Source organism: Methylocapsa palsarum (genome assembly GCF_900114285.1).
GTDB classification, from domain to species: Bacteria; Pseudomonadota; Alphaproteobacteria; order Rhizobiales; family Beijerinckiaceae; genus Methylocapsa; species Methylocapsa palsarum.
Window position 1 is genome coordinate 89368 of the sequence record NZ_FOSN01000005.1, and the last position, 20660, is coordinate 110027.

The 20660-nt window shown below is 62.0% G+C and carries 17 protein-coding genes; 15 read left to right on the forward strand and 2 right to left on the reverse strand.

Annotation, left to right across the window (positions count from 1 at the left end; translation table 11 throughout):
* The first annotated feature begins 101 nt into the window (after positions 1-101).
* The 9 genes from BM177_RS07265 to BM177_RS07305 all read left to right on the forward strand — a co-directional run bounded on the left by BM177_RS07265 (position 102) and on the right by BM177_RS07305 (position 10043).
* Complete coding sequence (locus BM177_RS07265; protein ID WP_091680528.1) at positions 102-1334, forward strand: MFS transporter; 1233 nt, start codon at positions 102-104, stop codon at positions 1332-1334.
* Positions 1331-2575, forward strand: coding sequence for an anion transporter (locus BM177_RS07270; protein WP_091680531.1), 1245 nt, complete (start codon positions 1331-1333; stop codon positions 2573-2575). Before BM177_RS07265 ends, BM177_RS07270 begins: the two co-directional genes overlap by 4 nt.
* Before the next feature lie 45 nt (positions 2576-2620).
* The gene (locus BM177_RS07275) at positions 2621-2962 is read left to right on the forward strand and encodes an FtsB family cell division protein (protein WP_244532188.1); all 342 of its coding nucleotides are present in this window, start codon (positions 2621-2623) and stop codon (positions 2960-2962) included.
* Positions 2963-3111: 149 nt separating this feature from the next.
* A complete protein-coding gene (gene pdhA, locus BM177_RS07280) occupies positions 3112-4143 on the forward strand; it encodes a pyruvate dehydrogenase (acetyl-transferring) E1 component subunit alpha (RefSeq protein WP_091680537.1) in 1032 nt (343 codons plus the stop codon).
* Between the two features lie 39 nt (positions 4144-4182).
* The gene (locus BM177_RS07285) at positions 4183-5595 is read left to right on the forward strand and encodes a pyruvate dehydrogenase complex E1 component subunit beta (RefSeq protein WP_091680539.1); all 1413 of its coding nucleotides are present in this window, start codon (positions 4183-4185) and stop codon (positions 5593-5595) included.
* Positions 5596-5664: 69 nt separating this feature from the next.
* Positions 5665-6999 (forward strand): pyruvate dehydrogenase complex dihydrolipoamide acetyltransferase, encoded by a 1335-nt coding sequence (locus BM177_RS07290; protein WP_091680541.1) that lies wholly within the window; start codon positions 5665-5667, stop codon positions 6997-6999.
* Between the two features lie 27 nt (positions 7000-7026).
* Positions 7027-8469: a dihydrolipoyl dehydrogenase gene (gene lpdA / locus BM177_RS07295; protein WP_091680543.1), complete on the forward strand. Its 1443-nt coding sequence runs from the start codon at positions 7027-7029 to the stop codon at positions 8467-8469.
* Between the two features lie 86 nt (positions 8470-8555).
* Entirely contained in the window at positions 8556-9506 is a 951-nt protein-coding gene (gene lipA, locus BM177_RS07300; protein ID WP_244532203.1) for a lipoyl synthase, read from the forward strand.
* 66 nt (positions 9507-9572) lie between these two features.
* A complete protein-coding gene (locus tag BM177_RS07305) occupies positions 9573-10043 on the forward strand; it encodes a type II toxin-antitoxin system RatA family toxin (protein WP_091680548.1) in 471 nt (156 codons plus the stop codon).
* Here BM177_RS07305 and BM177_RS07310 read toward each other — a convergent pair.
* Both BM177_RS07310 and BM177_RS07315 read right to left on the reverse strand, forming a co-directional pair.
* The gene (locus tag BM177_RS07310; protein ID WP_091680551.1) at positions 10025-10528 is read right to left on the reverse strand and encodes a CinA family protein; all 504 of its coding nucleotides are present in this window, start codon (positions 10526-10528) and stop codon (positions 10025-10027) included. The two genes, BM177_RS07305 and BM177_RS07310, sit on opposite strands and share 19 nt — an antisense overlap.
* Positions 10529-10537: 9 nt before the next feature.
* Positions 10538-11740, reverse strand: coding sequence for a bifunctional 2-C-methyl-D-erythritol 4-phosphate cytidylyltransferase/2-C-methyl-D-erythritol 2,4-cyclodiphosphate synthase (locus tag BM177_RS07315; protein ID WP_091680854.1), 1203 nt, complete (start codon positions 11738-11740; stop codon positions 10538-10540).
* Positions 11741-11882: 142 nt separating this feature from the next.
* On the opposite strand from BM177_RS07315, the gene dusB reads away from it, so the two are divergent.
* From dusB to BM177_RS07345, 6 genes are all read left to right on the forward strand, one after another.
* Positions 11883-12911: a tRNA dihydrouridine synthase DusB gene (gene dusB / locus BM177_RS07320; protein ID WP_091680857.1), complete on the forward strand. Its 1029-nt coding sequence runs from the start codon at positions 11883-11885 to the stop codon at positions 12909-12911.
* The gene (locus BM177_RS07325) at positions 12908-14056 is read left to right on the forward strand and encodes a two-component system sensor histidine kinase NtrB (protein WP_091680553.1); all 1149 of its coding nucleotides are present in this window, start codon (positions 12908-12910) and stop codon (positions 14054-14056) included. The genes dusB and BM177_RS07325 overlap by 4 nt, the downstream gene beginning before the upstream one ends.
* A 204-nt stretch (positions 14057-14260) precedes the next feature.
* Positions 14261-15733 (forward strand): nitrogen regulation protein NR(I), encoded by a 1473-nt coding sequence (gene ntrC, locus BM177_RS07330; protein WP_091680555.1) that lies wholly within the window; start codon positions 14261-14263, stop codon positions 15731-15733.
* Positions 15734-15864: 131 nt separating this feature from the next.
* Positions 15865-18123, forward strand: a complete 2259-nt coding sequence (locus BM177_RS07335; RefSeq protein ID WP_091680558.1) for a sensor histidine kinase NtrY-like — start codon at positions 15865-15867, stop codon at positions 18121-18123.
* Positions 18124-18130: 7 nt separating this feature from the next.
* On the forward strand, positions 18131-19498 hold the full coding sequence (ntrX, locus tag BM177_RS07340; RefSeq protein WP_091680560.1) for a nitrogen assimilation response regulator NtrX: 1368 nt from the start codon (positions 18131-18133) through the stop codon (positions 19496-19498).
* A 165-nt stretch (positions 19499-19663) separates the two neighbouring features.
* A complete protein-coding gene (locus tag BM177_RS07345) occupies positions 19664-20524 on the forward strand; it encodes a D-amino-acid transaminase (protein ID WP_091680563.1) in 861 nt (286 codons plus the stop codon).
* Positions 20525-20660: the final 136 nt, after the last annotated feature.

Sequence of the window (20660 nt, forward strand, 5' to 3'; positions counted from 1 at the left end):
CGCGAACCTCCACCGCGGCTTGAGAACTGGCGGGTCTTGCCGGGGAACCGATCCGCGCGTGGATGCTTTAGGTGAAGCCAACCCTGCTTCCCAGAGGACTGATGCGCATCGAACGCTCCCTCGACGCCCTGAACTTTTTTCTGGCAGATGTTCGTGACGGGCTTGGCCCCTATCTCGCGATCTATCTTTTGACCGAACAGCAGTGGACCGAGGACAAGATCGGCCTCGTCATGTCGATTGCCGCCGGAGCAGGGATTCTCGCGCAAACGCCCGCGGGGGCCTTGATCGACGCCACCCATGCAAAGCGCGCGCTCATGGTCGCGGCGGCGCTCGTCGTGACCTTCGCGTCCCTCGTCATCCCCTTTACGTCATCATTTGTCGTCGTCGCCGGCTCGCAGGCGGCGTCCGGAGCGGCCGCCGTGTTCTTCGCGCCGGCGATCGCCGCGATCACCCTGGGGATTATGGGACCGAAAGCATTTACGCGACGCATCGGCCGCAATGAATCGTTCAACCATGTCGGCAACGCTTTTTTGGCCGCGCTCGCCGGGATCTGCGCGATGAAGTGGGGGCCGATTGTCGTTTTCTATCTTCTTGCGGTCATGGCGCTTCTCTCGATCGCAAGTATTTTGACCGTCAACCCGACGTTGATCGACCACGACCGCGCGCGTGGTCTTCGCGACGGCGAATCGAAAGCGCACGACCGCCCCTCCGCGATCCGCACCTTGGCGACCAGCCGCGGCCTGATGATCTTCTGTCTCTGTTGCGTCGCGTTCCATCTCGCCAATGCCGCCATGCTGCCGCTGGTTGGTCAGAAGCTGGCCCTGCAGGATCGAAATCAGGGCACGGCCCTGATGTCGGCCTGCATCGTCGCCGCGCAGGTCGTGATGACTCCGATGGCGATCCTTGTCGGGCGCAAAGCCGACTCTTGGGGTCGAAAGCCCCTGTTCCTCGCGGCTTTTGCAATCTTGCCTCTGCGCGGCGTGCTTTATACCTTGTCGGACAATCCGTACTGGCTCGTCGGAGTGCAAAGCCTTGATGGAATCGGCGCGGGGCTTTACGGGGCGCTATTTCCGCTGATCGTCGGCGACCTCACGCGGGGCACTGGACATTTCAATCTCGCGCAGGGGGCAGTCATCACGGCTCAGGGAATCGGAGCCGCGTTGAGCACCACTCTAGCGGGGTTCATTGTGGTCGGCTTTGGCTATTCAGCCGCCTTTCTTACCCTTGCAGGCATCGCCTTCGCCGGCTTCGTGCTTTATCTCCTCGGCATGAAAGAAACCCGCGACGACGGCGAGCTCGTTCCGCCAGAGGCGGCTGCGATCGCGGCGCAATGACATCCGCCGCGCTCGACGGGCGTCAGATCGCGACCGCCATCATCTTCGTGGGCACACTCACCGGCGTGGCGCTAGGCCGAATTCCCGGCTTGCGCATAGACCGGGCCGGCATAGCCCTCGTCGGGGCCAGCTTGATGCTCGTTTTCGGCAAGCTGAGCTTTGAAGAGGCTTTACGGACAATCGACCTCGACACCATCGCGCTGCTTCTGGGCACGATGATCATCGTTGCACAATTACGGATTTCAGGATTTTTCGATCTGGCGGGACACTTCGCCATCGATCGCGCGCGAGGGCCGATCATGCTTCTGAGCGCGATCATCGCCATCACCGGTCTTTTCTCCGCGTTTCTCGTGAACGACGCGATCTGCCTTGTGATGGCCCCCCTCGTGGTCCACGTCACGCAAGCGTTGCGGCGAAATCCGGTCCCTTACCTTCTGGCCGTAGCGATGGCGTCGAATGCCGGAAGCGTCGCGACCTTCACCGGCAATCCCCAGAACATGATCATCGGCCTCGCCTCGAGGATCCCCTACGCTGCATTTACGGTCAAACTGGCTCCGACGGCCGCGGCCGCCCTTCTCTTGACGCTCATTCTGATCGCTCTTTTCTACCCACGCGAATTTTTCTCTCCCTTCACAAACGTCAAGGCTGAACCGGGCGGAAACCACGATCCCCGGCAATTGCGCAAGGGCGCGTTCGTCACCGCCGGAGTCGTCGCCAGCTTTTTCGTCGGCGCCCCAGCCGCTAAAGCCGCGCTGATCGGCGGTTCGCTGCTGCTGATCTCGCGCTCGGTCAAGCCGCAACGGATCTATGCGCTCGTCGACGGACAGCTTCTGCTGATGTTCGCGGGACTTTTCGTTGTGATCGCCGCCGCTCACGAAGCGTTTCTGGCAAGCTCCGCCATGGCCGCAGCGCGACTTCACCTTGAGAATCCGTGGGCCCTTTCCGGGGTCACGGCGGCGCTTTCAAACCTCGTCAGCAATGTCCCCGCCGTCCTCATCTTGAAGCCCTGGATGGCCAATTTACCCGATCCGCGACAGGCCTGGCTCATAGTCGCCATGAGTTCGACCCTCGCCGGCAATCTCACTCTTCTGGGATCGGTGGCGAATCTGATCGTCGCGGAGAAAGCGCGAAAGGACGGCGTGCATCTTTCGTTTCTGGCCTATCTCGCGGTCGGCCTGCCGCTGACCCTGCTGAGCCTTTGCTTCGGGACCTGGTGGCTCGCCGGCTGGACGAAACTATAAGAAATACGGCGAAGATCCGGCGCGGTTAATCTATCGCTAACCTTGATGCGGCAGTCTGGCGGCATGGTCATTCGGCGGCGCTGGCGCGCAATTCTTTACCCGCTTTTCCTGTACTGCGTCTCGGGCGCAGCGGGCGGCTATTTTGTCTGGCACGCCGTCAATGGGCAGCGGGGCCTGAAAACCCAGGAAGAATACGAACACAAGATCGCCGCGCTGCGCGACCAGCTCAAAGGCCTCGACGCCGAGCTGGCGCAATGGAAGAACCGGATCGAGCTGATGAAGGGCGCCGCCGTCGATCGCGATCTGCTCGACGAGGAGACCCGTTCGGTTCTTGGCCGGATTGATGTCAAAGAGCTCGTCGTTTTCCTCCCTCCCTCCTCGAAATAAAGTCCTCGCGTCACGCGCCGCTTTCGTATGTCCGGAGATCGGGCGATGAACGGCGGCGAGGCAAAAGGATCTCGCCGCGACGCCTGATATCGGCTAGTCTGCGGCGCAAGCTCGTTCGTTTCACGCTCCGCCCGCTTCGAGGCGCACCAATGGCAAATTCATCGACCACGGACGCTCCTTCGGTCCAAGAGGAGGCGCCTCACTATAGCCAGGACGTCCCTCCCTTCACAAAGGAAGAGGAGCTGCTGGCCTACCGCAAGATGCTGCTGATCCGCCGTTTTGAGGAAAAGGCAGGGCAATTGTACGGCATGGGTCTGATCGGCGGATTTTGTCACCTCTACATCGGCCAGGAGGCGATCGTCACTGGCATCATGATGGTTGCGCAAGAGGGCGATCAGACCATCACGAGCTATCGCGACCATGGCCATATGCTAGCCTGCGGCATGGACCCCAGTTTCGTCATGGCGGAATTGACGGGACGGCGCAGCGGCCAGTCGAAAGGCAAGGGCGGCTCGATGCACATGTTCTCGAAAGAGAAGGGGTTTTTCGGCGGTCACGGCATCGTCGGGGCGCAGGTGCCGCTGGGAACGGGTCTCGCCTTCGCCAACCTCTACCGCGGTCAGCAGAATATCTGCTTTACTTATTTCGGCGACGGCGCGGCCAACCAGGGACAGGTCTACGAGAGCTTCAACATGGCCGAGCTCTGGAAACTTCCCGTGGTCTACGTCGTCGAAAATAACCGCTACGCGATGGGAACGTCAGTCTCGAGATCCTCGGCCTTGACCGACTTTTCCAAGCGCGGCCAATCCTTCAACATTCCGGGCGAACAGGTTGACGGCATGGACGTGCGCGCGGTCAGGGCCGCAGCGGGGCGGGCGGCGGCCTGGTGCCGCGCCGGCAATGGTCCGATGATTCTCGAGATGCAGACCTACCGCTATCGGGGCCATTCGATGTCGGACCCGGCGAAATACCGCTCCAAGGAAGAAGTCCAGAAGATGCGCGAGGAGCACGATCCGATCGAACAGGTCCGCGCGCGTCTCCTCGCCAATGAATATGCAAGCGAGGCCGACCTCAAGGCCATTGACGCCGAAATCCGCGCTATTGTCTCGAAGGCTGTCGATTTCGCCTCTCACGATCCCGAGCCCGATCCGGCTGAATTGTGGACCGACGTTCTGCAATAAGGCGATCATACACGCGGCGGCGGCGGCCGAGGAGCACAGATGACAACCAACGTTCTTATGCCCGCGCTTTCGCCGACGATGGAGCATGGCAAGCTCACGAAATGGCTGAAAAGCGAGGGCGACGCGGTGAAGTCGGGGGATATTCTCGCCGAGATCGAAACCGACAAGGCGACGATGGAGGTGGAGGCCGTAGATGAAGGCACGCTCGCAAAAATTCTCGTGCCGGGGGGTGCCGAAAACGTCGCGGTGAACACGCCGATCGCGATCATTGCGGCCGCCGGCGAATCCGCTTCCGCCGAGGCGTCGACGCCGGAAACCGCCGCTGTTCAAAAGATCGCCGCGCTCGACGCGAAAGAGGGCGAGGATCCGCAATCCGACGCCATAACAGCCGCGGACGCGCCGCTGCCGCCGGCGGACGCGTCAGGCAAGATGGAGATCGCTCCGGCCACGGAAGTTCCGGCGGGAACCGAAATGGTCGCGATGACCGTGCGTGAAGCGCTGCGCGAGGCCATGGCGGAGGAGATGCGCCGCGACGACAGTGTCTTCATCATGGGCGAGGAGGTCGCGGAATACCAGGGCGCGTACAAGATCACGCAGGGACTGCTCGAAGAGTTCGGCGAAAGACGCGTCGTCGACACGCCGATCACGGAACACGCCTTCGCCGGCCTCGGAATCGGCGCGGCCATGGCGGGCCTGCGCCCGATCGTCGAATTCATGACCTTCAATTTCGCCATGCAGGCGATGGATCAGATCATCAATTCCGCCGCCAAGACTCGCTATATGTCTGGCGGGCAGATGAGTTGCCCGATCGTTTTTCGCGGACCCAACGGCGCGGCGGCGCGGGTGGCGGCCCAGCACAGCCAGGATTATTCCGCCTGGTTCTCCCACGTGCCCGGCCTCAAGGTTATCGCTCCCTATACGGCGGCCGACGCCAAGGGGCTTCTGAAAAGCGCGATACGCGATCCGAACCCGGTCATTTTCCTCGAGAACGAGATCCTTTACGGACACACGTTCGAAGTTCCGAAGCTTGATGATTTTCTTGTCCCCATCGGCAAAGGCCGCATCGCGCGCGAAGGCCGAGACGTCACCATCGTCTCGTTCAGCATCGGTATGGTTTACGCGCTCAAAGCCGCGGCCGAACTCGAAGCCGAAGGCGTCGACGCCGAGGTGATCGACCTGCGAACCCTCCGGCCGATGGACAGCGCGATCATCGTCGAATCCGTCAAGAAGACCGGGCGCTGCGTCACCGTGGAGGAAGGCTGGCCCCAGAGCGGCGTCGGCGCCGAAATATCCGCCCGGATCATGGAGGACGCATTCGATTATCTCGACGCGCCGGTCGTGCGCATCGCCGGCAAGGATGTGCCGATGCCCTACGCCGCGAACCTCGAAAAGCTTGCGCTCCCCAATATCGGCGACATCGTCGCGGCGGCGAAGGCCGTGCTCTATCGTTGACCCGCCTAAGGGTCGTTGCGGCCAAATTTTTTGCTCGACGAGACCCTTCGCCCGAAATGTGAGCCCCCCATGCCGATCAACATCCTGATGCCCGCGCTGTCGCCAACGATGGAGAAAGGCAATCTCACCCGCTGGCTGAAGAAGGAAGGAGATCAGATCAAGTCGGGCGACGTGATCGCCGAAATCGAGACCGACAAGGCGACGATGGAGGTCGAGGCCGCCGACGACGGCGTTCTCGCCAGGATCGTCGTGCCAGATGGCGCCACCGACGTCCCCGTCAACGACGTGATCGGCGTCATTGCGAGCGAGGGAGAAGGCTCCGCCGCGCCGTCCGTGGAAGGACCATCCGCGGCGCCGGCGACGCAGCAGAGCGCTCCAGCAGCAAACACCGCCGCAGCCGCCCACGCTGGCGCGCCCGTCCAGCAAACGGGGGAGGGCGCCACGGCGCGTTCGCCGAAGGCGTTCAAGAACGGCGCACGACTCTTCGCCTCGCCGCTCGCGCGGCGCATCGCCAAACAGGGGAACATCGATCTCGCCAAGGTTTCCGGATCAGGGCCGCATGGGCGCATCATCGAGCGCGACGTGAAGGCCGCCCTGGCGAAATCGCCGCAGGCGCCCGCACGGCCCGCTCCGGCTCTCGCTGCGACCGCGACGCCCTCCGGGCCTTCCGATGAAACGATCAAAAAGTATTACGCGCCCGGCTCCTACGACGAGATCCCGCATCAAATGATGCGCAAGGCCATCGCCCGCCGTCTCGTCGAGGCGAGCCAGACCATCCCGCATTTCTACCTGACCGTGGATTGCCGCCTCGACGCCTTGCTCAGACTGCGCGCCGAGATCAATGCCGCCGCGTCGAAGGACAAGGACGGGGAGCCCGCTTACAAGATTTCGGTCAACGATTTCATCATCAAGGCGCTCGCGCTCGCGCTCATCCGCGTGCCGGACGCGAACGTGACCTGGACCGAGGCGACGATGCTGAAACACAAGACCGCAGACGTCGGCGTCGCGGTCGCGATCCCGGACGGCCTGATCACCCCCATCATCCGCGCCGCCGAGAGCAAGACGCTCTCCGTCATTTCGAACGAGATGAAGGATTTCGCCGCCCGCGCGCGCCTGCGCAAACTCCTTCCCAAGGATTATGAAGGCGGCTCGTCGTCCGTCTCGAATTTGGGCATGTTCGGCATCCAACAATTCGCCGCCATCATCAACCCGCCGCAGGCCTCGATCCTCGCGGTCGGCGCCGGCGAGCAGCGCGTCGTCGTCAGGGACGGCGCGCCCGCCGTCGCGACGCTGATGAATGCCACGCTTTCGACCGACCATCGCGCGATCGACGGGGCGCTCGGCGCGCAATTGCTCGGGGCCTTCAGGGATTTGATCGAACATCCGGCTGGAATGCTGGCTTAAGTTCGACCTCTGGCATGAAAGACCGGCATGGCTGACACCTACGACATCCTCATCATCGGCGGCGGACCGGGCGGCTATGTCGCCGCCATCCGCGCGGCGCAGCTCGGCTTCAGGACCGCCGTCGTCGAGCGCGAGCATCTCGGCGGCATCTGCCTCAACTGGGGCTGTATTCCGACCAAGGCGTTGCTGCGCACGGCGGAGATCTATCATTACGCGATGAACGCGAAGGACTACGGCCTCGTGATCGACGGCAAGGTCGGATACGACCCCGCGGCCGTCGTCAAGCGTTCCCGCAAGATCTCCGCGCAACTCAATGGCGGCGTTGGATTTTTGCTCAAGAAAAATAAGGTGGACGTGATCTGGGGCGAGGCCAGGATCACCGGCGCCGGCAAAGTCGCCGTCGAGGCGAGCAAGAAACCTCCGATGCAGCCGCAAAATCCGGTTCCCAAGGGCGTTCTGGGCGAGGGAGCCTATCAGGCGAAGCATATCATCATCGCGACCGGCGCGAGGCCGCGGGCGCTTCCCGGGATCGAGCCGGACGGCAAGCAGATCTGGACCTATTTCGACTCCATGATCCCGGACAAGATCCCCGAAAGCCTCATCGTCATGGGATCGGGCGCGATCGGGATCGAATTCGCCTCGTTTTACCGGACGATGGGCGCCGAGGTGACACTCGTCGAGATCCTGCCGCAGATCCTTCCCGTCGAGGATGCGGAGATCGCCGCGCTGGCCCGCAAACGCTTCGAGAAACAAGGCGTTAAAATCCTGACCTCGACCAAAGTCGTCAAAGTCGAGAAGAACGTTAACGGACTCGTCGCCACGGTCGAGGACGCCATGGGCGCGGCGCAGACGCTCCCTGCTGAAAAGCTGATTTCCGCCGTCGGCGTCACCGGAAATATCGAAAACCTTGGTCTTGAAGATTTAGGCGTCGCGACGGAACGCGGGATCATCAAGGCGGACCCCTTCGGCCGCACCAATGTCGCCGGAATCTACGCCATCGGCGACGTCGCCGGGCCGCCGATGCTGGCGCACAAGGCCGAGCACGAGGGCGTCGTCTGCGTCGAGGCGATCAAAGGTCTCGATCCGCATCCGATCGACAAGGCGATGATCCCCGGCTGCACCTATTGCAATCCGCAGATCGCCTCGGTCGGCCTCACTGAAGCCAGGGCCAAAGAGGCTGGAGACGAGATCAGAATCGGCCGATTTCCGTTCATCGGCAACGGCAAGGCCATCGCGCTCGGCGAACCTGACGGCCTCGTCAAGACGATCTTCGAGGCCAAAACGGGAAAGCTGCTCGGCGCGCATATGGTGGGAGCCGAGGTCACCGAGTTGATCCAGGGCTTTGTCATCGCCATGAACTGCGAGACGACCGAAGCGGAACTGATCCAGGCAATCTTCCCGCACCCGACTCTGTCCGAAATGATCCACGAAAGCGTGCTCGACGCCTACGGCCGCGTGATCCATATGTAGGAGAGGGCCGAGATCATTTGGAACGCGTAACCGTTCCAGGGATCATGCCTCAGGAGATCAGGCCAGTGGCAGCGTTCGACGAAAGCGTGGTTCTCGGTAATGGCCAGGCGGCGCCGCGCCACCCCGAGAAAGCGCACCGGCCGGATCAGCCGGTGGCGCGCAAACCCGACTGGATCAGGGTCAGGGCCCCCGGCTCGGCGGCGTTCAAGGCGACCCATGAGATCGTGCGGCGGCACAAGCTCGTCACGGTCTGCGAGGAGGCGGGCTGCCCCAATATCGGCGAATGCTGGGAAAAAAAGCACGCGACCTTCATGATCATGGGGGACACCTGCACAAGAGCCTGCGCCTTCTGCAATGTCAGGACGGGCCTTCCGGGGGCGCTGGATTCAGGTGAGCCGGAACGGGTCGCGGACGCGGTCCAAAAGCTGGGGCTGGCGCATGTCGTGATCACCTCGGTCGATCGCGACGACCTGCCCGACGGCGGGGCCCAGCATTTTGCGCGGGTCATCGTCGCGATCCGGGCCTTGAGCCCCGCCACGACCATCGAGGTTTTGACCCCTGACTTTCTGCGCAAACCAGGAGCGCTCGAGAGTGTCATCGCGGCGAAGCCCGACGTCTTCAACCACAATCTCGAAACGGTGCCCTCCAGATACCTGAACGTGCGGCCGGGGGCGCGCTATTTCCATTCCGTGCGCCTGCTTCAGCGGGCCAAGGAGCTCGACTCCTCGATGTTCACCAAGTCCGGGATCATGGTGGGCCTCGGCGAGGAGCGCTGCGAGGTGCTCCAGCTGATGGACGACCTGCGCACGGCCGAGGTCGATTTTCTGACCATCGGGCAATATTTGCAGCCGACGAAAAAGCACCACGCCGTCGAGCGCTTCGTGACGCCCGAGGAATTCCAGTCCTACGCCGAGACGGCGCGCGCCAAGGGCTTTCTCTTGGTTTCGGCCTCGCCGCTGACCCGCTCCTCTCATCATGCGGGAGAGGATTTCGCCAAACTGAAGGCGCAACGCGCGGCCTTGCGGCCTGGCCTTTGAAACGATAGAAATTTTCGAAATCGCCGCGCGAGACGCGCCGGTCGTCAATCCCATCCGTGACGAGATATGCCTTCGTTTCAGACCGCCCACAGGGTCCGCCACAGCGCCGCCGAAATGTTCGACCTCGTGGCCGACGTCGAGGCCTACCCGCAATTTGTCCCGCTCTGTCGGTCTTTACGCGTGCGCCGCCGGACCGAGGACAATGGCGTCGCGACTCTTATCGCCAACATGGAAGTCGGCTACAAGGCGATCCACGAAACCTTCACGAGCCGCGTGACCTGCAACCGGGAGCGGCTTGTAATCCTTGTCGAATATATCGACGGCCCGTTCAAGCATTTGGAAAACCGCTGGGCTTTCCGCCAGCAAGGCGCGGGGCAGGGCGACGATCAGTCCTGCATCGTCGATTTCGGGATCAATTACGAATTCCGCAGCCGGGCTCTTAGTCTTCTCATGGGCGGGATGTTCGACGCGGCGTTCCGAAAGTTCGCGACGGCCTTCGAGCAGCGTGCCGATATCGTTTATGGCGCGGCGATCTGACAGGCGTCGAACAAAAGTTCGATCGCGACGACGACCGCAGCCATCCTTATGGCGCACCGACCGCGATCGCCGAACAGATGTTTCCTTGTCATCACGCCGCCGCCCTTCACCGCGCAGCCAAAATGAACGAGTCCGACGGGCTTGTCCGGCGAGCCGCCGCCGGGGCCAGCGATCCCTGTGATCGACACGGCGACTTGAGCGTTTGAATGGGCGAGGACGCCCGTCGCCATGGCGCCGGCGACCTCCGCGCTGACCGCGCCGAATGAATTCAAAAGGGCGAGGGGAACGTCCAGGTTTTCGGCCTTGGCGGCGTTGGAATAGGTGACGAAGCCGCGATCGAAAACATCGGACGAACCTGGGATTTCGGTGATCAGCGCCGCGACGAGGCCGCCGGTGCAGGATTCGGCGGTCCCCAGCATGAGGCTGCGCTCGCGCGCAAGGGAGATCAGCGCAGCGGAGCGGTGGGCGAGGGCGTCAGGGAACATCAAGCTTCCCTACATCGGCAGCCGCACCGTCGCCAGCGCGAGGGCGGCCATGCCCTCTTCGCGGCCGGTGAAGCCGAGTTTCTCGCTGGTCGTCGCCTTGACCGCGACGCGCTCCGCCGGAACGCCGCAAATGGCGGCGAGGCTCTCGCGGATGGCGTCGCGATGCGGCCCGACCTTCGGCCGTTCGCAGATCAGCGTCGCGTCGATATTGGCGATCATGCCGCCGCGCGCGCGCACTCTTTCGGCGGCGTGAGCGAGAAAGATCTTCGAGGCGGCGCCGCGCCATTGCGGATCGGACGGCGGAAAATGGCTGCCGATGTCGCCTTCCGCCAGGGCCCCGAGCAGCGCGTCGGTGATCGCGTGGCTCAAGACGTCGGCGTCGGAATGGCCGACCAGTCCGCGATCATGCGGAACTTTGACGCCGCCGAGCCAGACATGATCGCCCGTCCCGAACGCATGGACGTCATAGCCCTGTCCGATGCGAATATCCGGCAATTCCCGGATGAAGCGCGCCTCGGCGAGGACGAGATCTTCGGCGCTGGTCACTTTCATGTTGCCTGGCTCCCCTTCAAAAACGTGGACGCGATGACCCGCCCATTCGGCGATCGCGCCATCGTCGGTCAGTTCATCCTGCCCCGCCGCCGCGGCCTGCCGGTGCGCCTCAAGGATCAGATCGAACCGGAACGCCTGCGGCGTCTGCACCGCCCGCAGGTTCGAACGCGGAGGAGTCGCGACGACCCCCGCGCTCGAATCGATCTCCTTGATCGTGTCGGTCACGGCGATTCCCGGAATGGCAGCGCCATGGGCGATGGCCGCGTCCAGCGCTCTCGACAGAAGGGCCTCGCCGGAGAACATCCGCGCGGCGTCATGAATGAGGACGATTTCGGGGGCGGCGGAAGGGCCGGACGCGAGCGCTTCCAGTCCGGCGCGTACGCTCGCCTGACGCGTCGCCCCGCCGAAGACCGGCTCGCGCAGCCGGGCCGCATAGGACCGATCGAGCGCCGCGACGCTTTGTGAATAAAGCCCGAGATCGTCACTGTGAATGACGGGCAAGATCGAGGCGTCCGGCGCGGCGCGGCAAAGCGCTTCCAGACTATGAGCGAGCAGAGGACGCCCGGCGACAGGCCTGTATTGCTTCGGCAGTCCGCCGCCCGCGCGCGAACCGCGTCCCGCCGCGACGACAAGAATGGAAATGTGCGGCCTTGCGGTCATCAAGAACTCGATCCAGTTGAAGGAGGCGATATGAGCGTTTTCCTCCCTTTTTTCCGTGGTTGCGTCAATTTTTCTCACAGGCTGGCGCTGTTATAGTCATTTTATCGATTGCCGCGCCGCACAAAGTGACTATCATATGAGCATGAGCATTTTTGCCGAAGATTTAGGCACACAAAAACCGGCGCGCCTCCAAGTAGGCAGCCTTAGCTTGGCTGGCCGGGCTTTTCTAGCCCCGATGTCCGGCGTGACGGACATCGGCATGCGGCGTCTGTCGCGCCGCTTCGGCGCTTCGCTCGTGATTAGCGAAATGGTCGCCGCCGACCGGTACGGCAGCGGCGATTCCGAGGCGATGCTGCGCGCAGAAGGCGCCGGAATCGATATCCATGCCGTTCAGATCGCGGGTTGCGTTCCGTCCGAGATGGCGCGGGCGGCGCAGCTCGCCGAAGCGTCGGGCGCGGCGATGATCGACATCAACATGGGTTGCCCCGCGAGGAAGGTGACCGCGGGCTACGCCGGATCGCATCTCATGCGGGATCTGGTTCTCGCGCTGGCCTTGATCAGGGCGACGGTCGGCGCCGTCTCGATTCCGGTGACGTTGAAAATGCGGCTCGGATGGGACGACCAGTCGATCAACGCCGCTGAGCTCGGCCGCCTCGCCGAACTCGAGGGGATTGCGATGCTCACGGTCCACGGCCGGACCCGTTGCCAGTTCTACAAAGGCAAGGCCGACTGGGTCGCCATCCGGCGCGTGAAAGACGCCGTTTCCATTCCTGTCGTCGCCAATGGCGATTGCTCGAACCCCGAGGACGCCGCTGAGATGCTGGCTCGGTCTGGCGCCGACGCCGTCATGATCGGCCGGGCGGCGATTGGCCGACCCTGGTTGGTCGGGCAGGCGGCGCATTATCTGGCGACGGGCCTCAAGCGGCCGCGTCCCTCGGCGCGGGACCGCAAAGACGCCGCGCTTGAACATTACGAGACCATTCTCGAGACTCTAGGGATCGAACAGGGGCTTCGCCACGCCCGCAAGCATCTCGCCGCCTATGCGCAGGAGACCAGCGCCTCCGGCGCGGCGGCGTTGCGGCGCAGTCTCGTCACCTGTGATCGTCCGGATCAGGTCAAGAAAATGCTATCGGACATGTTCGATCATTCAGAACTGGGAGCGGCGGCATGAAAACCTTGAGCTGGACTCCAAACCGGACCCCCGCCGCGACGCCGACGGGTCCGTATACCGATACCGCCAACCTTCTGAACGCGCTGCCGCATCCGGTTTTCGCAGTCCTCCCGGATGGCCGTATGGCCGAAGCGAACGCCGCCGCCGAGACATTTTTCGGCGTCAGCCGGAACATTCTGCGCCGGCAGAAGCTGGTCGATCTTGTCGCGCCGGGTTCTCCCCTGATCGGGCTCGTCGAACTGGTGAACGCCCGTGGCGCGGCGATCAATGAATATCGGGTGGATCTCGCCCTTTCGAAGATGGAAGGAGACCGAATTGTCGATATTTTCGTGACGCCGCTGCCAGACGCTGAAGACGGCGTCGTCATAACGTTGCAGGAGCGTTCCCTCACCGACAAGATGGACCGCCAGCTCACCAGTCGCGGCGGCGCGAAATCGGCCGCGGCGATGGCCTCTATGCTGGCGCATGAAATCAAAAATCCGCTTTCCGGGATCAGGGGGGCCGCCCAGCTGCTCGAAGCCGAGGCGAGCGATTCGGATCGGGCGTTGACCCAACTCATCTGTGAAGAAACCGATCGGATCGTGAAGCTGGTCGACCGGATGAGCGCATTTTACGACGGCCAGCCGATCGAACGTGAAAGCGTCAATATCCACGCGGTCCTCGACCATGTGAAAAAAGTGTCCGAAGTCGGGTTCGCCCGCCACATCCGCTTTCACGAAAACTATGATCCCTCATTACCGCTGGTGCACGGCAACAAGGATCAGCTCACGCAGATCTTTCTCAATCTCGTGAAAAACGCGGCTGAAGCCATTGGCGAAAATCGCACCGACGGCGATATCGAACTGACCACGGCGTTCAGGCCGGGCGTCAGGATGCCGGTTCCGGGATCAAAGTCGCCCGTCAGTCTGCCGCTGGAGTTTTGCGTTCGCGACAACGGATGCGGCGTCGCCGACGAGGTCTTGCCGTACCTTTTTGACCCTTTCGTCACGACAAAGCCGAACGGAACTGGCCTTGGACTTGCATTGGTCGCAAAGATTATTGGCGATCACGGGGGCGCTATTGAATGCGAGTCTGTTGCCAGAAGGACGACATTTCGGGTTCTTATGCCGGTTTATAATTCTCGCAAAGCCTTGGTCGAGTCATGATCTGACCTTGACCCCACGCCGACGATTCAACGCAGGCGCGCACCGTCCTTGATAAGATGATCTCGCAAGCCGCGACATACCCAAGGCACCGGCGTCGCCGCTCATGATCGTTTCGACGCCGCCGCTGACCTCGAAAGACCGTCTTTGGCGCACTTGCCAAAAGTCCGGTTCGCGCCGTTGTCCGGCGACAGGAGAAGTTTCGTAATGGCCACTGGAAATATCCTCATCGCCGATGACGATTCAGCAATTCGCACGGTTCTGAGCCAGGCTTTGTCCCGGGCCGGATATGACGTCCGCACGACGGGGACCGCCGCGACGCTCTGGCGCTGGGTTCAATCCGGCGACGGCGATCTCGTCATCACGGATGTCGTCATGCCGGACGAGAACGCATTCGAACTTCTCCCCAAAATGAAGAAATTGCGTCCGGACCTTCCCATCATCGTCATGAGCGCGCAGAACACTTTCATGACGGCGATCAAGGCGTCCGAGCGGGGCGCCTACGATTATCTGCCCAAACCATTCGATCTCAGGGAACTGGTTTCCATCGTCGGCCGCGCGATGAGCGAGCCGAAGAACCGCGTCAGGCCCGAACGTCCCGAAGACCTCGAAGGGATGCCTCTTGTCGGTCGTTCGCCGGCGATGCAGGAAATCTACCGCTCTCTGGCGCGTCTGATGCAGACCGACCTCACCGTTATGATCACGGGCGAATCTGGAACCGGGAAAGAACTCGTCGCCCGCGCCCTGCATGACTACGGCAAGCGGAAAAAGGGGCCTTTTGTCGCCATCAACATGGCCGCGATCCCGCGCGACCTCATTGAAAGCGAATTGTTCGGCCACGAAAAAGGAGCCTTCACGGGCGCGAGTCAGCGCTCGGCCGGACGTTTTGAGCAGGCCGAGGGAGGAACGCTCTTCCTGGACGAGATCGGCGACATGCCGATGGAAGCCCAGACCCGGCTTTTGCGGGTTCTCCAGCAAAGCGAATATACGACCGTGGGCGGGCGCACCCCGATCAAGACCAATGTCAGAATCATCGCCGCGACGAACAAGGACCTGCGCATCCTGATCCAGCAGGGTCTGTTCCGGGAGGATTTGTTTTTCCGCCTGAACGTCGTTCCCTTGAGGCTGCCGCCGCTGCGCGAGCGCACGGAAGACATCGGCGACCTCGCCCAGCATTTTTTCGCTCAGGCGGCGAGCGAGGGATTGCCGTTGAAGCATATTGAGGCCGACGCGCTGGAGCGCCTCAAACGTTACCGCTGGCCGGGTAATATCCGGGAGCTTGAAAACCTCAGCCGGCGCCTCGCCGCGCTTTATCCGCAGGAATCGGTGACGGTCCAGTTGATCGACGCCGAACTTGCCTCCGACCCGCCGGCGACGACGAGCGGAATAGCCTCCTCGCTCAATTCCGGACGGGCGCGCGAGCCGGAGCGCGCGATGACGCTGTCCGGCGCAATGGACCGGCATCTCGCCGATCTTTTTCGGGAGCATGGCGACAGCTTGCCGCCTCCCGGCCTCTATCATCGGATCCTGCGCGAACTGGAATATCCGCTTATTTCCGCCGCTCTCACCGCCACAAGAGGCAATCAGATCAAGGCGGCCGAGCTGCTCGGACTGAATCGCAATACGCTGCGCAAGAAGGTCCGAGATCTCGACATCAGGCTCATGCGCTCTCCGCGCTGAACGCGGAGTCGCCGCTCCACCGGCTTCCGGCCCCGGAAATGCCCGATTTAAGCTACACTCATACTTGAAATTCGATTCGAATGCTCATCATCTGATTTTGCGCCCGAACAAAGTTGTTTTACCGACGGCCGATGAGCGACAAAACACTCTCAAAAAAGGCTAAGGCCGCGGCGAATGGCGAACGCCGTTTTGCGATCAGATTCGGACCCGTCGCGGTCGTTCTGGCGCTGCTCATCGGTCTCGCCAGCTTCCTGATCTTCGCAAATTACACGCCGATCCCGCCGACAGACACGGTGGTGCTGGTCCTTTTTGTCATCAATGTGATTGGCATATGCGTTATCTTCGGCCTCGTCGTCGCCGAGGCCTTTTCGCTCTACAAGGCGCGGCGGGCAGGGGTAGCCGGAGCGCAGCTTCACGTCCGGATCGTGGGACTGTTTTCGATTATCGCCGCAGCGCCCGCCTTATTGATGGCGTGGGTTGGTCTTGTCGCGATGGAGAGAAGCTTGAACCCGGCCTTTATGCAGGACGGGCGAACGTTTGTTCAAAATACAATCGAGGCGGCGCAATTGTTCCGGGACGCGCAATGCAAGTCCCTCTTGAGGGACGCGGCGGTGACCGCATCTGATCTCGATCATTTCAAACAATTATTTGATTACGACAGGCATTATTTCGACGGTTTTTTTGCCTCTCGCGTCAAATTTCTCGGCTTTGCGACCGGCGCGATTATCAAGGCCGACGGAACAATCATCCAAAAGATCGAAAACGACCCGGCGGCCAACGCTCTCGTGCAGCCCGACAAGGACGAGTTCGCCGACGCAAGAAAAGAGGATATGTACTGTATTATCCTCAACTCCGGGCAGACTTTCGCCGTCTTGCGTCTGCTGCCGTCGTTTGACGACACTTTTCTCTACGTCGCGCGCCCGGTCGACCCTTTCACGGTGGAGTTTCCCCGTCAGGCGCAGAAGCTAGTGGCGCTTTACGACCTCTTTGACAGCCACCGGCGCGGCATTCAGATCGCTTTCGCCGTGATGTTCGTCCTGATCGCCTTCATCATGCTCCTCTCCGCGACCTGGCTCGGCCTTTCGTTCGCCAATAGCCTCGTCGCTCCGATCAGGCGGCTCATCGCGGCGACCGACCAGGTGTCGTCGGGCAATCTCAACGTCCAGGTCGCGGTTCGAAAATCGGAGGGCGATCTGGCGCATCTGAGCGAAACCTTCAACAAAATGACCTCGGAGCTGCAGTTGCAGCAGAACCGGCTGATCGCAGCGAGTAATTTGATCGACGAACGGCGCGTTTTTACCGAGGCTGTCCTTTCGGGCGTGCCGGTCGCTGTCGTCGGCGTCGGATCAAGAGGCGAAATCACCGTCCTCAATCCCTCGGCGCAAAGGCTTGTTCCCAAAAGCGGAGAAGGGGCGGCCGACATCGTGGGGCAGGCGGCCGACATCGTCCTTCCCGAAATCAAGCAGGCGCTCGCCGAGGCGCGGTCGGGCCCTTCGCGTCCGGTGCAAGATCAGATCTCGCTGTCCCGCGGCGGCCTCGACCGCCTCTTCAACGTCACCATCACGAGCGAACCGACAGAGCGCGCCGACAAGAGCTACATTGTGACGCTCGACGACATCACCGATCTCGTCGGCGCGCAGAGAACCGCCGCATGGGCCGACGTCGCCCGCCGCATCGCGCATGAAATCAAGAACCCTTTGACCCCGATCCAGCTTTCGGCGGAGCGTCTGAAGCGCAAATACGGCTGGGCGATCACACAGGACCGAGATATTTTCGATCAATGCACCGACACGATCATTCGCCAGGTTGACGACATCAAGCGGATGGTGGACGAGTTTTCCTCCTTCGCCCGGATGCCGAAGGCAAGCCTCGAAAACGACGACCTGTCGGAATGCATCCGCCGCGTTCTGTTCTTGATGCGCGTCGCCCATCCCGACATTGTTATCGAAGATCAGCTGCCCGATCGCCCGGCGCTGGGACGGTTCGACCGCCGCCTGCTTTCGCAGGCCTTGACCAACATCATCAAGAACGCCGCCGAAAGCGTCTCCGCGCAGACCTCGGAGACGGGCTCGGAGGGACGCATCGCCGTGCGGCTTTCTTTCGTCGCAAAGGACGTTGTGATCGACGTTATCGACAACGGCAAGGGTTTCCCCAAGGAAAACCGGCAAAGGCTGCTTGAGCCTTATATGACGACCCGCGAGGAAGGGACCGGCCTCGGACTTCCGATCGTCGCCAAGATCCTCGCCGATCACGGCGGCGGCCTCGAATTGCGCGATGCGCCAGAAGGCCGGGGCGCATGGGTCAGGCTCTATTTCCCTTGGAGCGAAGGAACGCATAGTTTGGCGGGGATGCCGGACAGAACCGCGGCGGCCGCGCGACGAGGAGCGTAAATCACCGATGGCGAGCGATATTCTGGTCGTAGACGACGAAGCCGATATCCGCGAGATCGTTTCCGGGATCCTGGCTGACGAAGGCCATGGCACGCGCACTGCGAAGAATTCGGACGAAGCCCTTGCCGTTATCGAGGCGAGGCGGCCGAACCTCGTCTTCCTCGACATCTGGCTGCAGGGTTCGCGCCTCGATGGCCTGCAGCTTCTGAAGATCATCAAGGAGCAAAATCCGAAACTGCCTGTCGTCATGATCTCGGGACACGGCAATATCGAAACCGCCGTTTCCGCCATCAAACTCGGCGCTTACGATTTCATCGAGAAGCCATTCAAGGCTGACCGGCTCGTGCTCGTCGCCGAACGCGCCCTCGAGGCGTCCCGTCTGCAGCGGGAGGTGAGCGAGCTGCGCGCCCGAGCGGGAGCGGTCAACCAAATGGTCGGCCGCTCGACGACGCTGAACCAGCTCCGCCAGATTATCGAGCGGGTCGGACCGGCGAATTCTCGGGTGCTCATTACCGGCGCGCCGGGCAGCGGCAAGGAACTCGCGGCGCGGACCATCCATGAGACCTCGGCGCGCGCCGGAGGTCCGTTCGTCGTCATCAATTCAGCGGCGATCGAGCCTGAAACGATGGAGGTCGAGCTTTTTGGCGTCGAAGGCAAGGACGGCGGAGCCCGCAAAATCGGGGCGCTCGAAGAGGCCCACGGCGGCACGCTTTATCTCGATGAAATCACCGACATGCCGAAGGAAACCCAGGGCAAGATCCTTCGCGTTCTGGTCGAACAGAATTTCCAGCGCGTCGGCGGTTCGGTCCGCGTGCATGTCGATGTCCGGATCCTATCGTCGACCTCGCGCGACGTCGCCGCCCTGATCGCGGAGGGAGCGTTTCGCGAGGATCTGTTTCACCGCCTCGCCGTGGTTCCCGTGCGGGTTCCCTCGCTGAGCGAGCGCCGCGAGGATATTTCGGAGCTGATCACTTTCTTTATGGATCAGGTCTCGGCGACGAGCGGGATGCCGCGGCGCATCATTGCCGACGACGCGATGGCGGTGCTGCAATCCCATGATTGGCCCGGAAATATCCGGCAGCTGCGCAACAATGTCGAGCGTCTGATGATTCTCGCCGCCGGCGATCCGGAGGCTGCGATCACCGCCGACATGCTGCCCTCGGAAATCGGCGCGCTGGTGCCATCGACGCCGAATGGCTCGGGCGGCGAACGGCTGATGAACCTGCCCCTGCGTGACGCCCGCGAGGTTTTCGAGCGGGAATATCTCGTGGCTCAGATCAACCGTTTTGGCGGCAACATCTCCCGGACGGCCGAGTTCATCGGAATGGAGCGCTCGGCCCTTCATCGCAAACTGAAATCGCTACGGGTTGATTGATTCCGCGCCAGAACTGAAAAGGTCTTGCGCGGCGATCAGCTTGACGATCCCCCCGGCGCCCGGCATGACCCTTCAAGTCGGGACTCTCAAGAAAGGCCGTAACGCCCGCACTGACGGCCGAATGGTCTCAGCTGTTTCCCTTAAAGCCGCCTGGAAGGAGCGCGTGTGAGCAGAATCGCCTATGTCAACGGTCGATATGTCGAGGGCCGCCACGCCATGGTCCATATTGATGATCGCGGCTATACATTCTCGGACGGGGTCTATGAGGTTTGCGAAGTTTTTCGGGGAGCCTTGATCGACGAGCAAAGACATTACGACAGACTCGCCCGCTCGCTCCGCGAATTGCGCATCGACCCGCCGGTGGGGCAGGGCGCGCTTGAATTCATCCTCCGGGAAGTCCTCTCGAGAAACAAGGTCTCGAACGGGTTTGTGTACCTCCAGGCGACAAGGGGCGTGTCGCCGCGCGATCATGCGTTTCCGCAGACGCCTGTGCGCGCGAGCCTGATCGTGACCGCGCGCTCCGTCGATCCGAAAAAGGGCGAAACCGCAGCGCTCAAGGGAATCAGCGTAGTGTCGACCCCGGACCTCCGATGGAAGCGGGTCGACATCAAGACTATCTCCCTGCTGCCGAATGTCCTGGCGCGTCAAGCGGCGAAGGAAAGCGGCGCGTACGAGGCGTGGCTGATTGACGCGGACGGGATGGTGACGGAGGGCGCCGCGTCGAACGCCTGGATCGTCGATCGATCCGGAACGATCATCACGCGGGAAGCCGATCAGTCTATCTTGCGAGGAATCACGCGGACGGCCCTGGTTGAAATTATCGCCGCGCAAGGCCTCCGCCTCGAAGAACGTAAATTCAGCTTGACGGAAGCGTTCGGCGCGCGTGAAGCCTTCATCACAGGAGCCACGACGCTCGTGACGCCGGTCGTCATGATCGACGGCCGACCTATCGGCGAGGGTCTGCCCGGACCCATCGCACAGAAATTACGGGCTGTTTTCCACGAGCATGCGGCAAGATCCCACTAGAGCGCTTTCCGATCGCATGGAATCATGCGATCGATCAGAAATCGCTTCAGATTCAAAGGCTAGAGCATATTCTTCTAGATGGGATTGATTTAATCCGATCGGAATATGCTCTAGCGCGGAGTTTGCGTTAATTTGT

Coding starts and splice junctions, on each gene's coding strand:
- BM177_RS07265 (WP_091680528.1), top strand. CDS start 102: ATGCGCATCGAACGCTCCCTCGACGCCCTGAACTTTTTTCTGGCAGAT.
- BM177_RS07270 (WP_091680531.1), top strand. CDS start 1,331: ATGACATCCGCCGCGCTCGACGGGCGTCAGATCGCGACCGCCATCATC.
- BM177_RS07275 (WP_244532188.1), top strand. CDS start 2,621: ATGCGGCAGTCTGGCGGCATGGTCATTCGGCGGCGCTGGCGCGCAATT.
- pdhA (WP_091680537.1), top strand. CDS start 3,112: ATGGCAAATTCATCGACCACGGACGCTCCTTCGGTCCAAGAGGAGGCG.
- BM177_RS07285 (WP_091680539.1), top strand. CDS start 4,183: ATGACAACCAACGTTCTTATGCCCGCGCTTTCGCCGACGATGGAGCAT.
- BM177_RS07290 (WP_091680541.1), top strand. CDS start 5,665: ATGCCGATCAACATCCTGATGCCCGCGCTGTCGCCAACGATGGAGAAA.
- lpdA (WP_091680543.1), top strand. CDS start 7,027: ATGGCTGACACCTACGACATCCTCATCATCGGCGGCGGACCGGGCGGC.
- BM177_RS07305 (WP_091680548.1), top strand. CDS start 9,573: ATGCCTTCGTTTCAGACCGCCCACAGGGTCCGCCACAGCGCCGCCGAA.
- BM177_RS07310 (WP_091680551.1), bottom strand. CDS start 10,528: ATGTTCCCTGACGCCCTCGCCCACCGCTCCGCTGCGCTGATCTCCCTT.
- BM177_RS07315 (WP_091680854.1), bottom strand. CDS start 11,740: ATGACCGCAAGGCCGCACATTTCCATTCTTGTCGTCGCGGCGGGACGC.
- dusB (WP_091680857.1), top strand. CDS start 11,883: ATGAGCATTTTTGCCGAAGATTTAGGCACACAAAAACCGGCGCGCCTC.
- BM177_RS07325 (WP_091680553.1), top strand. CDS start 12,908: ATGAAAACCTTGAGCTGGACTCCAAACCGGACCCCCGCCGCGACGCCG.
- ntrC (WP_091680555.1), top strand. CDS start 14,261: ATGGCCACTGGAAATATCCTCATCGCCGATGACGATTCAGCAATTCGC.
- BM177_RS07335 (WP_091680558.1), top strand. CDS start 15,865: ATGAGCGACAAAACACTCTCAAAAAAGGCTAAGGCCGCGGCGAATGGC.
- ntrX (WP_091680560.1), top strand. CDS start 18,131: ATGGCGAGCGATATTCTGGTCGTAGACGACGAAGCCGATATCCGCGAG.